Origin of the sequence: Actinophytocola sp. (assembly GCF_050699935.1) — a bacterium.
Lineage (GTDB): Bacteria > Actinomycetota > Actinomycetes > Mycobacteriales > Pseudonocardiaceae > Actinophytocola.
The window spans coordinates 1-14,385 of the sequence record NZ_JBOHGB010000171.1 but is presented as its reverse complement, the minus strand read 5'-3'; the positions used below and the strand labels follow the sequence as shown (position 1 = coordinate 14,385).

At 72.8% G+C, this 14,385-nt stretch carries 16 protein-coding genes and 1 pseudogene; 10 read left to right on the top strand and 7 right to left on the bottom strand.

Annotation, left to right across the window (positions count from 1 at the left end; all coding sequences use genetic code 11):
* Together ACRDTB_RS33140 and sigK are read right to left on the bottom strand one after the other, a co-directional pair.
* Positions 1-164, bottom strand: a 164-nt coding sequence (locus ACRDTB_RS33140; RefSeq protein ID WP_431436157.1) for an RskA family anti-sigma factor, incomplete at its 3' end; no start/stop codon positions are given.
* Positions 164-732: pseudogene (gene sigK / locus ACRDTB_RS33135) on the bottom strand (ECF RNA polymerase sigma factor SigK). The pseudogene sigK and the gene ACRDTB_RS33140, both read right to left, overlap by 1 nt.
* A 252-nt stretch (positions 733-984) precedes the next feature.
* On the opposite strand from sigK, the gene ACRDTB_RS33130 reads away from it, so the two are divergent.
* Positions 985-1,428, top strand: a complete 444-nt coding sequence (locus ACRDTB_RS33130) for a cysteine dioxygenase (RefSeq protein ID WP_431436155.1) — start codon at positions 985-987, stop codon at positions 1,426-1,428.
* Here ACRDTB_RS33130 and ACRDTB_RS33125 read toward each other — a convergent pair.
* Complete coding sequence (locus ACRDTB_RS33125; RefSeq protein WP_431436154.1) at positions 1,425-2,102, bottom strand: pyridoxamine 5'-phosphate oxidase family protein; 678 nt, start codon at positions 2,100-2,102, stop codon at positions 1,425-1,427. The two genes, ACRDTB_RS33130 and ACRDTB_RS33125, sit on opposite strands and share 4 nt — an antisense overlap.
* Positions 2,103-2,173: 71 nt before the next feature.
* On the opposite strand from ACRDTB_RS33125, the gene ACRDTB_RS33120 reads away from it, so the two are divergent.
* Both ACRDTB_RS33120 and ACRDTB_RS33115 read left to right on the top strand, forming a co-directional pair.
* Positions 2,174-3,571: a PLP-dependent aminotransferase family protein gene (locus tag ACRDTB_RS33120; protein WP_431436153.1), complete on the top strand. Its 1,398-nt coding sequence runs from the start codon at positions 2,174-2,176 to the stop codon at positions 3,569-3,571.
* Between the two features lie 75 nt (positions 3,572-3,646).
* A complete protein-coding gene (locus ACRDTB_RS33115; RefSeq protein WP_431436156.1) occupies positions 3,647-4,726 on the top strand; it encodes a D-alanine--D-alanine ligase family protein in 1,080 nt (359 codons plus the stop codon).
* Here the strand turns inward: ACRDTB_RS33115 and ACRDTB_RS33110 are convergent.
* Positions 4,723-5,292, bottom strand: coding sequence for a DUF3515 domain-containing protein (locus ACRDTB_RS33110; protein WP_431436152.1), 570 nt, complete (start codon positions 5,290-5,292; stop codon positions 4,723-4,725). The two genes, ACRDTB_RS33115 and ACRDTB_RS33110, sit on opposite strands and share 4 nt — an antisense overlap.
* Positions 5,293-5,311: 19 nt before the next feature.
* Positions 5,312-5,545, bottom strand: a complete 234-nt coding sequence (locus tag ACRDTB_RS33105) for an Lrp/AsnC ligand binding domain-containing protein (protein ID WP_431436151.1) — start codon at positions 5,543-5,545, stop codon at positions 5,312-5,314.
* Positions 5,546-5,648: 103 nt separating this feature from the next.
* Here ACRDTB_RS33105 and ACRDTB_RS33100 point away from each other — a divergent pair, with 103 nt between their 5' ends.
* From ACRDTB_RS33100 to ACRDTB_RS33080, 5 genes are read left to right on the top strand one after another with little or no spacing between them, the layout of a single operon-like run.
* Positions 5,649-6,626, top strand: coding sequence for a thiamine-phosphate kinase (locus tag ACRDTB_RS33100; protein WP_431436150.1), 978 nt, complete (start codon positions 5,649-5,651; stop codon positions 6,624-6,626).
* Between the two features lie 23 nt (positions 6,627-6,649).
* A complete protein-coding gene (locus ACRDTB_RS33095; RefSeq protein ID WP_431436149.1) occupies positions 6,650-7,144 on the top strand; it encodes a GNAT family N-acetyltransferase in 495 nt (164 codons plus the stop codon).
* Positions 7,126-7,647: a gamma carbonic anhydrase family protein gene (locus ACRDTB_RS33090; protein WP_431436148.1), complete on the top strand. Its 522-nt coding sequence runs from the start codon at positions 7,126-7,128 to the stop codon at positions 7,645-7,647. Before ACRDTB_RS33095 ends, ACRDTB_RS33090 begins: the two co-directional genes overlap by 19 nt.
* 23 nt (positions 7,648-7,670) lie before the next feature.
* Positions 7,671-8,348, top strand: a complete 678-nt coding sequence (locus ACRDTB_RS33085; RefSeq protein WP_431436147.1) for a uracil-DNA glycosylase — start codon at positions 7,671-7,673, stop codon at positions 8,346-8,348.
* A gap of 44 nt (positions 8,349-8,392) precedes the next feature.
* Positions 8,393-8,779: a PPOX class F420-dependent oxidoreductase gene (locus ACRDTB_RS33080; protein ID WP_431436146.1), complete on the top strand. Its 387-nt coding sequence runs from the start codon at positions 8,393-8,395 to the stop codon at positions 8,777-8,779.
* A 54-nt stretch (positions 8,780-8,833) separates the two neighbouring features.
* Here ACRDTB_RS33080 and rpmB read toward each other — a convergent pair whose 3' ends face one another.
* On the bottom strand, positions 8,834-9,025 hold the full coding sequence (rpmB, locus tag ACRDTB_RS33075) for a 50S ribosomal protein L28 (RefSeq protein WP_431436145.1): 192 nt from the start codon (positions 9,023-9,025) through the stop codon (positions 8,834-8,836).
* A gap of 195 nt (positions 9,026-9,220) precedes the next feature.
* On the opposite strand from rpmB, the gene ACRDTB_RS33070 reads away from it, so the two are divergent.
* Positions 9,221-11,140 carry a DAK2 domain-containing protein gene (locus ACRDTB_RS33070; RefSeq protein WP_431436144.1) on the top strand — a complete coding sequence of 640 codons (1,920 nt, stop codon included), beginning with the start codon at positions 9,221-9,223 and terminating at the stop codon, positions 11,138-11,140.
* Positions 11,141-11,216: 76 nt separating this feature from the next.
* On the opposite strand, the gene ACRDTB_RS33065 is transcribed toward ACRDTB_RS33070, so the two are convergent.
* Complete coding sequence (locus tag ACRDTB_RS33065) at positions 11,217-11,765, bottom strand: DinB family protein (RefSeq protein WP_431436143.1); 549 nt, start codon at positions 11,763-11,765, stop codon at positions 11,217-11,219.
* A 158-nt stretch (positions 11,766-11,923) separates the two neighbouring features.
* Between ACRDTB_RS33065 and recG the strand changes: the two genes are divergently transcribed.
* Positions 11,924-14,122 (top strand): ATP-dependent DNA helicase RecG, encoded by a 2,199-nt coding sequence (gene recG / locus ACRDTB_RS33060; protein WP_431436142.1) that lies wholly within the window; start codon positions 11,924-11,926, stop codon positions 14,120-14,122.
* Positions 14,123-14,385 lie beyond the last annotated feature (263 nt).

Sequence of the window (14,385 nt, the reverse complement as noted above, 5' to 3'; positions counted from 1 at the left end):
GCGCCGAGCCGGGTGGCGGTCTCGCGCAGCTCGGCCACCTCCTGGCGGCACGCGCCGCAGTCGCCGAGGTGCCGCTCGACCACCGCCCGCTCGTCGTCGGACACCGCATCGAGCACGTAGGCGCCCGTCAACGCGTGCACGTCGGCGTTGGTGTTGGGGTTCATCAGGCCACCCCCAAGCAGTCACGCAGTCGTATCAACCCATCCCGCAGCCGGGTCTTGATCGTGCCGAGGGGCGTGCCAGGAGCTCGCCCACCTCCTTGTACGTGCGCCCACCGTAGTAGGCGAGCAGCACCGACTCACGCTGCAGCTCGGTGAGCGTGGCGAGGCACCGGCGGACCTGCTCCTGCTCGAACCGCGCGGTCACCTGCTCGGCGACCTCGTCGAACGGCCGGCTCGCCGCGCGCCGGCCCACGTGCTCCTCGCGGTCGGCCGCGGCCTGTGCCGAGCGCACCCGGTCGACCGTGCGCCGGTGCGCCAGTGTCATCGCGAACGTCATGACGCTGCCCCGCTCGGGGGAGTAGCGCGCGGCGGAGCGCCACAGCTCCACCATCACCTCCTCCGACTGCGCGGGGTCGCGCACGATCCGCCGGATCACCCCGTACAGCGGACCGATCAGCAGGTCGTACAGCTGCTCGAACGCCGCCTCGTCGCCGCGGGCCACGCGTCGCATCAGCTCGGCGGTGTCCGGCCCGGCCGGCTCGTCGGACACCCGCCGAACCCGTTCACCCATGCTCTATCCGCTCTCGCTCGGTATTCACCGGTATTCGGAGCCCCCACATGTCTGGATGGGTGCAGGCGTCCCACGGAGTGAACTGACTTGACCCCGGCGGCTGCCGCCTGTTTCCTACACATCGTGTCGACGAATGCGCGCAACAGCCGGCGAGGGTACCTCCACCTCCGCCGCGTAGCCAGCGCGCTGTGTCCTGCTCGCTGATCGAGCCGCTGACCCGTCGCACCCTTCCCAGAAAGTCTCCCCTCACCCATGTTCGCCGTGCCCGAGAACACGATCGCGTCCACCGCGACCGCGCCGACCGTCCACCCCGCCCTGATCGCCCGCGAGTACGCGGCCAACCGTGACCGGTGGGCGCGCCTGCTGCGCTACGACCCCGACGAGCGTTTCACCGCGCTCGTGCACCGCGGCCCCGGCCAGGAGGTGTGGCTGATGAGTTGGCTGCCCGGCCAGGGCACCGGCCGGCACGACCACGGCGCGGCGAGCGGCGCGTTCACGCTCGTCTCCGGCGAGCTCACCGAGCACGTCGTGCATCGCGGGCTCACGCACGTGGTCGGCGTCGGGCAGTCCCGCGCGTTCGGACCCGGCTACGTGCACGAGGTCCGCAACGCCGGCCCCGACCCGGCGGTGAGCATCCACGTCTACCGGGCGGTGCGGACCATGCGCGACTACGAGCGGCTCTCGCGCGTTTCCTAGCCGAAGGGCGCCGGCCGCGCGGTCACGTGCGCCGGAACGTCCACTCCGGACGGGAGCTCGGGACAGGGCACCGGCTCACCCCACGCGTGCCGCAGCGGCAGCACGCCGGCCCACGTGCGGCCGTTTCGCTCCGGCACCAGGTCCTCGGGCTCCTCGCCGGGTGAGCCGTTGCGGATCTTGACCGCGGCCTCGGTGAGGTCCAGCGCTAGCACGGCGGTCTTGGCCAGCTCCTGCTTCGACGGTTCCCGGGCGTAGTCCCACGAGCCGGGCGCGAGGTGGTTGGTGATCACGGCCAGCGCGGCGAGCTTCTCGTCCCGGTCGGTGAGCTGCCGCGCGGCGCCGTGCACCGTGGCGGAGCGGTAGTTGACCGAGTGGTGGAACACGGCCCGGCTGTAGACGACGCCGTCGAGCAGGGTGACGTTCACGCACACCTCGGCACCCGCGGCCGCGGCGCGCAGGCTCGCCGCGCCGGTCGACCCGTGCACATAGAGCGTGTCGCCCGCGCGGCCGAAGCCGGTCGGGATGACGACCGGGGCGCCATCGGCCACGAACGCGAGGTGGCAGACGATGCCCGCGTCGAGCACGGCGTAGAGCGCGGACCGGTCGGTCACCGCGCGGTTCTTGCCACGGCGGATCGTGCTGCGGGGGGTGGGGGACAGTGCCTGGTGAGTCACGCTTTCCAGGGTGGCCAGAGCAGTGGCACCCTGGAAGGGCCACGACTTGCTGTTTCTGGAAGGCCACTTTCATGACTGAGACGCCCGCGTTGCCGGTCACCCTCGACCGGTCGGTGTCGACCCCGCTCGCGGTGCAGCTCGCCGAGCAGCTGCGCGCCGCCGCCGGCGAGGGCCGGCTGCGCAGCGGCGACCGGCTGCCGTCCACCCGCGCGCTGGCCGCGGAGCTCGAGGTGAGCCGGACCGTCACGGCGGCGGCCTACGAGCAGCTGCACGCCGAGGGCTGGATCGCCGGCCGGCACGGGTCGGGCACGTACGTCACGACCGAGCCGCCCGGATCGCTGCGCTCGGACACCAGGCCGGTGCGCCGCGACGCACCCGTGGACACCGCGCTCGACCTCACACCCGGCTCGCCGTGGGCGGGTGGCATCGACCGCGCGGCGTGGCGGCGGGCCTGGCGGGCGGCCGCGCACGTGGCGCCGATGGTCCGGCCCAACCGTGCCGGCCTGCCGACCTACCGCGCGACGGTGGCCGAGCATCTGTTGCGGCACCGGGGGTTGCGGGTCGGCGCACTGTCCGGACAGGACAGTCTCGAGGCCGTGCTCGCCACGTCCGGGACGAGCGCGGCGGCCGGTGAGCTCGCCGCGGCCGTGCTGGAGCCCGGGGACGTCGTGGCGGTCGAGGAGCCGGGCTACCAGCGCGCGGTCGGCGCGCTGCGGGCCGCGGGCCTGCGGGTGGTGCCGGCCCCGGTGGACGCGGACGGCCTGCTCATCGACTCGGTGCCGGCCACCGCGAAGGCGGTCTACTGCTCGCCTGCCCACCAGTACCCGCTCGGCGGCCGGATGTCCGCGGCCCGGCGGGTCGCGCTGGTCGAGCGGGCCCGGGAGCGCGGCTGGCTCGTCATCGAGGACGACTACGACGGCGAGCTGCGCTATGACGTGGCCCCGCTGCCGCTGCTCGCCGCGCTGGCCCCGGACGTCGTCGTGCACCTCGGCACCACGAGCAAGATCCTGACCCAGACCCTGGGCGTCGGCTGGATGGTCGCGCCGGCCACGGTCGTCTCGGCGATCCTCGCGCACCGCGAACGCACCGGAAGCGGCCCCGCACCGGCCGGTCAGCTGGTCGTCGTCGAGTTCGCCCAGGGCGGCGACCTGGGCCGGCACCTGCGCCGGCTGCGCCGCGAGCTGTCCGAGCGCCGCTCGCTCGTGGTCGACGCGCTGGTGCGGGGCGGCGTGCCGGTCCTCGGCGACGAGGCGGGCGCGCACGTCGTGGTGCCGGTCGCCTCGGCGGACGCGGAGCGTGAGCTGGTCCGGCGCGCGCTGACCCGCGGGCTGCTGCTCGACGGCCTGGCCAGGCATCACGTCGGTCGGGCGCGCTGGTTCGGCATCGCGCTCGGCTACGCGGCGTGTTCCCGCGAGCAGCTGCGCGAGGCGCTGCCGGAGCTGGTCGAGCTGGTGCGGACGGGTGGCTGAGCACAGCGGGTAGGGTCGGGCGCCGTGAGCGGAGCTAGCGGAGCGAACCAGCCAGTACAGCCCGACCAAGAGCGAATCCGGGTGGCAGTCGTGTTCGGTGGGCAGAGCAGCGAGCACTCGGTGTCCTGTGTGTCCGCGGCGAGTGTGCTCGCCAACCTCGACCCGGCGCGCTTCGAGGCGCTGCCGGTCGGCATCACGCGGCAGGGCTCCTGGGTGCTCGGCCCGGCCGACCCGAAGACGCTGGAGATCGAGGGGCGGACCATGCCGAGCATCTCCTCCGGCACCGCGCTGACCCTGCCGGCCGACCCGACCTCGGCGAACCTCGTCGTGCTGGAGCGCGGCCGCGAGGGCGAGATTCTGTCCGAAGTGGACGTCGTGTTCCCGGTGCTGCACGGCGCGTACGGCGAGGACGGCACGATCCAGGGGCTGCTCGAGATGGTCGGCCTGCCCTACGCGGGCGCGGGTGTGCTGTCCAGCGCCGTGGTGATGGACAAGGAGTTCACCAAGAAGCTGCTCGCCGCCGAGGGCCTGCCGGTCGGGCCCTACGAGGTGCTGCACCGCGGCGAGAACACGCTCTCGCCCGCGCAGCGCGAGCGGCTCGGGCTGCCGGTGTTCGTCAAGCCGGCCCGCGCCGGATCCTCCACCGGCATCACGAAGGTCTCCGGCTGGTCCGAACTGGACGGTGCGATCGCGACCGCTCGGGAGATCGACCCCAAGGTGCTCGTGGAGTCCGCGATCGTGGGCCGCGAGGTCGAGTGCGGCGTGCTGGAGTTCCCGGACGGGCGCGTCGAGGCGTCGCTGCCGGCGGAGATCCGGATCGCCGCGGACGGCCCGGAGTGGTACGACTTCGAGACGAAGTATCTCGACGACATGGCCGAGCTGGACATCCCGGCGAAGCTGGACGACGCGGTCACCGACCGGCTGCGGGCGATGGCGGTCCGGGCGTTCCGTGCGCTGGACTGCCAGGGCCTGGCCCGCGTGGACTTCTTCGTGGGCGCGGACGGCACGCTGATCATCAACGAGCTCAACACGATGCCGGGCTTCACCCCGACATCGGCCTACCCGAAGATGTGGGCGGTCACCGGCGTCGACTATCCGACGCTGCTCGCCACGCTGATCGACACCGCCGTCGCGCGGGGGACGGGCCTGCGCTAACCGCGGGCGCGCACGGGTTTCGCGGGCAGCGTCCGCTCGACCGCCGCCGAGATCTCCTGCAGCGGGCCGGTTCCGGTGTCCGTCGGCACGGTCAGCGCCACGTAGACGGCGCGGTCCACCGCGTACCAGGTGCTCGCGCCGGCACCCTCGACCGGGAGCCACCGCACCGCGGAGATCTCGCGCAGCACGGCGGTCGGGGTGAGCTCGTCGGGGCGGGTGAGGCCGCACCGCAGCACGACCGGCTCGCCGCGGTCACCGCCCCACGCGGCCACCGCGGGCGGTGCCGGCTCGGCGATCTCGAGCCGCCGCAACGTCTTCCCGCTGTCGGGCAACGTGGTTGGCAGCGCTTTCACGAGGTCCGTGCACGGTTTCGAGGTCGCGCCCGGCGCGTCCACGCCGACGAGCGCCACCGGTCCGGTGCGCGGCGCGGTCGTCGGGCGGCCCCGCGTGGCCCGCTCGTCGCCCCCGGTCAGCACCAGGCCCATGACGACGACGCCGACCGCCAGCAGCGCGACGATGCCCACGGCGACCCGGACGGTCGCGGGGGACGGCTGATCGTCGGACACGCCCCAACTAGAACACGGCTCAGAGGTGGACCACCGGGCAGGTGAGGGTTCGGGTGATGCCGTCCACGTTCTGGATACGGGCGACCACGAGCTGGCCCAGCATGTCGACGTTCTCGGCTTCGGCGCGCACGATCACGTCGTACGGGCCGGTGACATCCTCGGCGGTGGTCACACCTTCGATCTCCGCGATCTTGGCGGCGACCGCGGCGGCCTGGCCGACCTCGGTCTGGATCAGGATGTATGCGTGGACCACGGCGCGCCCCTTCGTGTCGAGCAGCCCTCAAGAGGTAGGAACGTGAGCAGCAAAAGGTACCGCAGTTCCCTTTCGTTTGGGGATCCGACTGTCGGAGGTATGCATGAACGGTAACCGTGGCACGTCGTCGCACGACCCGCCCGAATCCGTCGCGGACGTGGGCGAGTTCGCGCTGATCGGCCGCATCACGGCGGGCCGCACCCAGCCGGCGACGACGCTGCTGGGCCCGGGCGACGACGCCGCCGTGGTGGCCGCGGGCGACGGCCGGGTCGTCGCCAGCACCGACGTCCTCGTCGAGGGCGTGCACTTCCGGCTGGACTGGTCGACGCCGGAACACGTTGGGCAGAAGGCGATCGCGGTCAACATGGTCGACGTCGCGGCGATGGGCGCCGTGCCGACCGCACTGCTCGTCGGGCTGGCCTGCCCGAAGTCGACCGACGCCGCGGTGGCCGAGGGGCTCGCGGCCGGCATGTGGAAGGAGGCCGTGCGCGCCGGTGCCGGCCTCGTCGGCGGTGACGTGGTCAGCGCCGACCAGATCGTGATCTCTGTCACCGCACTGGGTGATCTCCAGGACCGGCAGCCCGTTACCCGGGGTGGCGCGATGCCGGGCGACGTGGTCGCGGTTGCCGGCCGGCTCGGCTGGGCCGCCGCCGGACTCGCCGTGCTGGGCCGCGGGTTCCGCTCGCCGGTCACGGTGGTCGGCGCGTACCGCGTCCCGGATCCGCCGTACGCGGCCGGCCCGCGGGCGGCGCGGGCCGGCGCGACAGCGATGATCGACGTGTCGGACGGGCTGCTCGCGGACCTCGGGCACATCGTCGAGGAGTCCAATGTGGCCATCGATGTGCGGACCGATCTCATCGAGGTGCCCCAGCGGCTGGTCGACGTGGCGTCCGCGCTCGGGGCGAACCCGCGGCACTGGGTGCTCACCGGCGGAGAGGACCACGCGCTCGCCGCGACCTTCCCGGACCCGGCCGCCGTGCCCGAGGGCTGGGTCACGATCGGCACGGTGACCAGGGGCAGCGCGGTCACCGTCGACGGCGGTCCGTACGAGGGCGGGGCGGGCTGGCAGCACTGGCGGTGACCCCCGTGGGTCAGAATCACCGGGTGCGTATCGAAGTTCTGCCCTACGACCACCCGGATGCCGTCGCGCTGATCGCCGAGGTGCAGCGGGAGTACGTGGTGCGCTACGGCGAGGAGGACCTGACCCCGGTCGACCCGGCGCAGTTCGCGCCACCGCACGGCCTGTTCCTCGTCGCGTACCTCGACGGCCGGCCGGTCGCCTGTGGCGGCTGGCGTGTGCACGGCGGGCCCGACGGTCCCGAGGCGGAGTTGAAGCGGATGTACGTGAGCCCGGCGGTCCGTGGCCGGGGCATGGCGCGCGCGGTGCTCGCCGAGTTGGAGCGCACGGCGGTCGAGGCGGGCCTGCCGCGCATGGTGCTCGAGACCGGGCTGGAGCAGCCCGAGGCGATCGCGCTGTACCGGTCGGCCGGCTATGTGGACGTGCCGCGCTTCGGCTACTACGCGAACGCGCCGGAGGCCGTGCATCTGGGCAAGGTGATCGGTTCGGTGGAGGAGGCCAGTTGCCCATCTACGCGCTAGGTTCGCTCGAACCGACGATCCACCCGGACGCCTACGTGCACCCGGACGCGACGGTGATCGGGAACGTGCACCTCGCGGCGTTCGCGTCCGTCTGGCCGCAGGCCGTGCTGCGTGGCGACTCCGGCGGCATCTGGGTCGGCGAGCGCACGAACATCCAGGACGGCTCGGTCGTGCACTGCACGGACTTCCATCCCACCCGGATCGGTGCCGACTCGGCGGTCGGGCACAGCGCGCACATCGAGGGCGCCACCATCGGGTCGCGGTGCCTGATCGCGTCGGGTTCGGTGTTGCTCAACGGATCCGTCGTGGAGGACGGCGCGGTGCTCGGCGCGGGCGCGGTGATGTCGTTCAACGGCATGTTGCCGGCGCGGCGGATGGCGCTGGGCGTGCCGGCGCGGGTGCGCGAGGGCCACCAGGTGCCGGCGGACATGGTGGCGGGCATCGTCGAGAACTATGTGGCGCGGATCGAGACCTACCGGGCGGGCCTGCGCCGGCTCTCCTGACCGACGCGCTAGGGTCCCGTGCCGTGAGTGTGCGACCCTTGTCCGAGATCGTCGAAGCCGGCTGGGCGGAGGCGCTCGCGCCCGTCGCCGACAAGATCGCCGCGATGGGCGACTTCCTCCGTACCGAGATCGCCGCGGGCCGCAAGTACCTGCCGGCCGGGGACCATGTGCTGCGGGCGTTCCAGCAGCCCTTCGCCGACGTGCGGGTGCTGATCGTCGGGCAGGACCCGTACCCGACCCCGGGGCATCCGATCGGCCTGTGCTTCTCAGTGGCGCCGGACGTGCGGCCCCTGCCGAAGAGCCTGGTGAACATCTACACCGAGTACTGCGACGACCTCGGTCACCCGCCGCCCGCCAACGGTGACCTGTCGCCGTGGACGGACCACGGCGTGCTGCTGCTCAACAGGGCGCTGACCGTCGAGCCGGGCCGGCCGAACTCCCATCAGGGCAAGGGTTGGGAGGACGTCACCGAGCAGGCGATCCGTGCGCTGGCGGCGCGTGGCGGTCCGCTGGTGGCGATCCTGTGGGGGCGCAACGCACGCAACCTCAAGCCGCTGCTCGGCACGGTGCCGTGCATCGAGTCGGCGCACCCGAGCCCGCTGTCCGCGCGGTCGGGCTTCTTCGGCTCGAAGCCGTTCAGCCGGGCGAACCAGCTGCTGGACCAGCAGGGCGCGCAGCCGGTCGACTGGAAGCTGCCCTGAGCCGTCCTTGACCTCCAGTATGGTCGAGGTCGCATGCTTGGCGCATGGCACTCACAGACGCTGAGATCTCGTACCTGGCATCCCAACCGCTCGGCCGCCTGGCGACCATGTCGCCGGACGGGTCGCCGCAGGTCAACCCGGTCGGCTTCCGCTACGACGCCGAGCTGGGCGTGATCGACATCGGCGGGCACGACCTGACGGCGACCAAGAAGTTCCGCAACGTCGCCGCGAGTGGCCGTGCGGCGCTCGTTGTCGACGACCTGGTCTCCCGCCAACCGTGGCGGGTACGCGGCGTGGAGATCCGCGGTAAGGCCGAGCCGCTGGACGGTTCGCGGGGCGGCTCGCCGGTGATTCGCATCCACCCGCGGCGGGTGATCAGCTGGGGCGTCGAGCCCGGCCAGCAGGGCATGCGCGGCCGGGACGTGTCCTGACAGACGAAACCGGGCCCCGTTCCCGGGACCCGGTCGTCGGTACGTGTCGCGGGCTCAGCCTCGGGTGACCTTGCCCGCCTTCAGGCAGGAGGTGCAGACCCGCATCCGCTTGCGCTGCGAGGCGCCGACCTTCGCGTGCACGGTCTGGATGTTCGGGTTCCACCGGCGGCTGGTGCGCCGGTGCGAGTGCGAGACCGACTTGCCGAAGCCTGGCCTCTTGCCACAGACGTCGCAGACGGCAGCCACGTCAGGCACTCCTTTCTCCACGATTTGCATCGCACTGGGAGCCGACCGGATGCGGTCGGCAAGCCTCAACTGCGCGCGCAGGTGCCGCGCAGACCTGGTACAGGGTATCGGCTCGCTCAGTAGGTGCGCACACCGCCCCACTAGTCTCCGCATGTCGAGGCCGCGCGGGTGGCCCGGTGGGTTGCGGGAGGCTGGATGCTGCGGGTGCTGGATGCCGCACACGTGCGTCGCTGGGCGGTGGCGTGCGTGCAGTCCCTGGACGCGCACCGGGAGGACATCGACAGGATCAACGTCTTCCCGGTCCCCGACTGCGACACCGGCTCGAACCTGCTGCACACGATGCGCGCCGCGCTGGACGCCCTGCTCCGCGCCCCGGCCCCGGCCCGCACGGATGCGTACGTGGCCCTGTCCGCCCTGGCCAAGGGCGCACTGACCGGGGCCCGCGGCAACTCGGGCGTGATCATCTCCCAGCTGCTCCGCGGCATGGCCGACACGCTGACAAGCAACCCCGCCGCCACGCCCACCACAGCGACAACGCGCACGGCCGCCGGCGCCGGTTCCGCTGTGGCCGGCGATCCGGCTGCGGCCGCGGGCTTCGGCTCGGCTTCCGGGGTCGCCGACTCGAATTCGGGAGTGGGCGACGGCCCGGGCGCCGGTGCTCACGGGAATCCGGCCCGCGTCCCCACCGGCGGCGCGGACCTCGGTTCTCTGCCCGACCCCGACGACCGAGGCGTGACCGGCGTCGGTGGCCGGGACGTGAGTGGTTCCGGTGGCCGGGCACTCGGCGGGGACGGGTTGCGTGTCGCGCTCCTCGGTGGGGCGGCGCGGGCCAGGGTCGCGCTCGCGGAGCCGGTGCCCGGCACCATGATCAGCGTGCTCGCCGCCGCCGCGAGCGCGGCCGAGGACGAGGCCTCCGGTGAGCTGGGCGCCCTGGCCGCCGCCGCCGCGGCCGCGGCGGCCACCGCGCTCGACGAGACGCCGCGTCTGCTGCCGGTGCTGGCCGCCGCGGGGGTCGTCGACGCCGGGGGGCGCGGCGTCGTCGTGCTGTTGGATGCGCTCGTGGCCGTGGTCAGCGAGCAGCCCGCCGCCCTCGCCGCGGCTCAGCGCGCCCGGACCGAGCGCGTGGCCTCATCCGCCGAGCAGTCGATGTACACCGCGCGGGAGTCGGGGTCGGACGCGTTCGCCTATGAGGTCATGTACCTCCTCGCGGATGTCGACGGGCCCGGGGACCCGATCGGGCGGCTCCGGGACACGCTGGTCGGGCTCGGGGACTGTGTGTCGGTCGTCGGGGACGGCGCCCGGCTGTGGACCGTCCACGTGCACTGCAACGACGTCGGCGCGGCCATCGAGGTCGGCGTCGAGACCGGGCGGCCCCGGCAGATCCGGGTCGCGCGGTTCGCCGACGCGCCCTCCGCCGAGGCGTCCCGGTTCGTCAAGGACCGGGCCGTCGTCGTGCCGGCGCGCAGCACCGAGTTCGCCGACCTGCTCATCAGCGAGGGCGTCACCGTCGTGCACGTCGACGAGCAGGACGACCGGACCGCGTACCGCCTGCTCGAGGCCATCACCGGCTCGGCCGCCGCTCACGTGACCGTGCTGCCCGCCGACTCCACGCTGACCGAGGTCTCCGACGAGGCGTCGATCCGTGCGGTGGCCGCCGGGCAGGACGTCGTCGTCGTGCCGTGCGCGTCGCCGGTGCAGGTGCTGGCCGCCGTGGCCGTGCACGACCCCCGCCGACGTGCCGGCGACGACGTGGTGGCCATGGCCGAGGCCGCCGCGGCCACCCGCCGGGGCGAGGTCGTCGTCGCGGCCGAGGCCGCGATCACCTGGATCGGTGCGTGCGAGGCTGGTGACGTGCTGGGCTTCGCCGACGGCGAGGTGGTGCTGATCGAGCCCGGCCCGCCCGACGTGGACGCCCTGGACCGCGCCGCCTGCGGCGTGGTCGCGCGCATGCTCGGGGTGGGCGGCGAGCTGGTCACCGCCCTACTGGGCGCCGGCTCGCCCGACGAACTGACCGACGAGCTGACCGACTACCTGCGTCGCGAGCACCCCGAGACCGAGCTCGTCGTGTACCACGGCGGGCAGACCGATGCGGTGCTGATCGTCGGCGTCGAGTAGCCGAGCACTATTCAAAACAGGCCCGCGGGCGTGCCCGGGCGCTGCTGATCCGGAGTGTTTTTGAATAGTGCTCGTCCTACCAGCCCACCGACCCGTCGATCCGCTCGCGTAACAGGTCCGCGTGGCCGAGGTGCCGGGCGTACTCGGCGATGAGTCGCAGCAGCACCCAGCGCAGGGAGAACGACTCGCCGGTCTGGCGCCTGGTTCCGGTGGCGTCCAGCGATGGCGCAGCCGCGACGATCTGCCGGGACCGGTCGCACTCGCGGCGCCACCCGGCGAGCGCCTCGTCGAAGTCGCCGTCGAGGGAGTCGAAGTCCTGGTTCGGGTCGTCGTCGGCGTAGTACAGCATCGGCATGTCGTCACCGGCGAACTGCAGGTGCAGCCACCACCGTTCGACCCCCGCGAGATGGCGGACCAGGCCGTGTAAGGAGATGCCGGACGGTGGGACCAGGCGCTCGGAGTGCTCACGGCCGGCGATGCCGGCGCACTTCAGCGCCAGCGTCTCGCGCTGGAAGTCCAGGTAGGCGTTGAGCATCGTGCGCTCGTCGGCCTCCAGCGGTGGGTCGGGTCGTTGCGGGCTCTCGATCTTCGTGGCGATGTTGCCCGCGGGCAGAGGTTGGTCCATGGCGCGGAGCATGCCAGCGGGCACCGACAATTTCGTGAGCTTGCGAGCGAAACCAACCGACACAGTCGTGAGCTTGCGAGCGAAACCAACCGACACAGTCGCGCCATGCCGGGGCGGCCTCGCCGGATTGTCGGGGCGGCGCGACATAATCGCGGGCGATGGTCTCCATGGACGACAAGCTCGAGCTGGCGGTGGGCGCGAAGACGGCCAAGGCGCTGTCCGGCGCCCTGGAGCTGCACACCGTCGGCGACCTCGTGCACTACTACCCGCGGCGGTACGCCGAGCGCGGCGAGCTCACCGACATCGCCGGCCTGGAGCTCGGCGAACACGCCACGGTGATGGCGCGCGTCAAGTCGGTCCACGAGCGCCGCATGCGCCAGCGGCGCGGGACGATCCTCGAGGTCGTGCTCACCGACGGCAGCCGCACGCTGGAGTGCAAGTTCTTCAACTTCCGGCAGTTCCAGTTCCGGGTCCCGGTCGGCTCGAGCGCGCTGTTCGCCGGCAAGGTCTCGATCTACCGGAACAAGCTGCAGCTCACCAACCCCGACTACCACCCGGTCGACGAGGAGTCCGACAACGCGGCGGACGCGATCGACGACTTCGTCGGCCTCATCCCCGTCTACCCGGCGGCCGCGAAGGTGCAGTCCTGGCAGGTCGCCAAGTGCGTGCGCCAGACGCTCGGCATGCTCGACCCCGTCGAGGACCCGCTGCCGGAGAGGCTGCGCACGCGGCACGACTACATCGGCTACGACGAGGCGATCCGGTCGATCCACCTGGCCAAGGACTGGGCCGGCGTGCAGGCCGCACGGAACCGGCTCAAATGGGGCGAGGCGCTGGCCGTCCAGCTCGCCCTGGCGCAGCTCCGGCATGCGGCAGTCGACCGGCCGGCCCCGGTCTGCGAGCGTCGGGCCGACGGCATCGGCGCCGAGTTCGACCAGCGGCTGCCGTTCACGCTCACCGAGGGCCAGCGGGAGGTCGGCGAGTCGATCGCGGTCGATCTCGCCAAGGAGCACCCGATGAACCGGCTGCTGCAGGGCGAGGTCGGCAGCGGCAAGACGATCGTGGCTCTGCGGGCCATGCTGCAGGTGGTCGACGCCGGCCGGCAGGCCGCGCTGCTCGCGCCCACCGAGGTGCTCGCCGCGCAGCACGCCCGCTCGCTCGCCGCCATGCTGGACGACCTCGCGCGGGCCGGCGAGCTCGGCGGGGCCGAACACGCGACGCGGATCGCGCTGCTGACCGGTTCGCTGACCGCCGCGCAGCGCAAGCAGGCGATGCTCGACGTGGTCAGTGGCGCGGCCGGCATCGTGGTGGGCACGCACGCGTTGATCCAGGACCGGGTCGAGTTCGCCGACCTGGGGCTGGTGGTGGTCGACGAGCAGCACCGGTTCGGCGTCGAGCAGCGGGACGCGCTGCGGACCCGGGCGGGGGAGAACGTCAGCCCGCACGTGCTGGTGATGACCGCGACGCCGATCCCGCGGACGGTCGCGATGACGGTGTACGGCGATCTCGAGACGTCGTCGCTGCGGGAGCTGCCGGCCGGGCGTTCGCCGATCAGCACGGCGGTGGTGCCGGTGGCGGAGAGGCCGGCGTGGCTGGACCGGGCGTGGCAGCGGGTGCGCGAGGAGGCCGCGGCGGGGCACCAGGCCTACGTCGTGTGCCCGCGCATCGGCGAGCAGCAGTCGGCGGACGAGGACGTCCCCGGAGATGTCTCCGAGGCGCTGGGGTCCGATTCGGACGGTCGGCGCCCACCGCTCGCGGTGCTCGACGTCCACGAGGAGCTCGCCGCCGGGCCGTTGTCCGGCCTGCGGCTGGCCGTGTTGCACGGCCGGCTGCCCACGGACGAGAAGGACGCGGTAATGCGTGCCTTCGCGGCGGGCGAGCTGGACGTGGTGGTGGCGACGACGGTGGTGGAGGTGGGCGTCGACGTCCCCAACGCGACCGCGATGGTGATCATGGACGCCGACCGGTTCGGGGTCAGCCAGCTGCACCAGCTGCGCGGCCGCGTCGGTCGGGGGAGCGCGCCCGGGGTGTGCCTGCTGGTGACGGAGATGCCGGCGGGCACGGCCACCCGCGACCGGCTGGACGCCGTGGCCTCTACTTTGGACGGTTTCGAGCTGGCGCGGGTGGACCTGGAGATGCGGCGGGAGGGCGACATCCTCGGGGCGTCGCAGTCCGGTCGGCAGTCGGCGCTGAAGCTGCTGTCGCTGCTGCGGGACGAGGAGCTGATCGCCGAGGCGCGGGCGGAGGCCCAGGCTCTGATCGCCTACGCGCCGGACCTCGGCGAGTTTCCGGGGCTCGGTCGGATGGTGGCCAACCTGGTGAACGACTCCCGAGCCGAGTACCTCGAAAAGGTCTGACCCCGGCCCGCCGCGAGTCCCCCGCTCCCGGCCGCGAGTTCCCGGTTCCCGTTCGTGAGTCCCCGGTTCCTACACGGGACGCGGGGACTCGCGGGGGTTCTGGGCCGGCAACTCGCGGGTTCGGAGCGTTGGACTCGCGGGTTCGGAGCGTTGGACTCGCGGGTTCGGAGCGTTGGACTCGCGGGGTCAGCGGTTGGTGAGTGGGACGTAGTCGCGTTCCGTGACACCGGTGTAGACCTGGCGCGGGCGGCCGATCTTGGTGG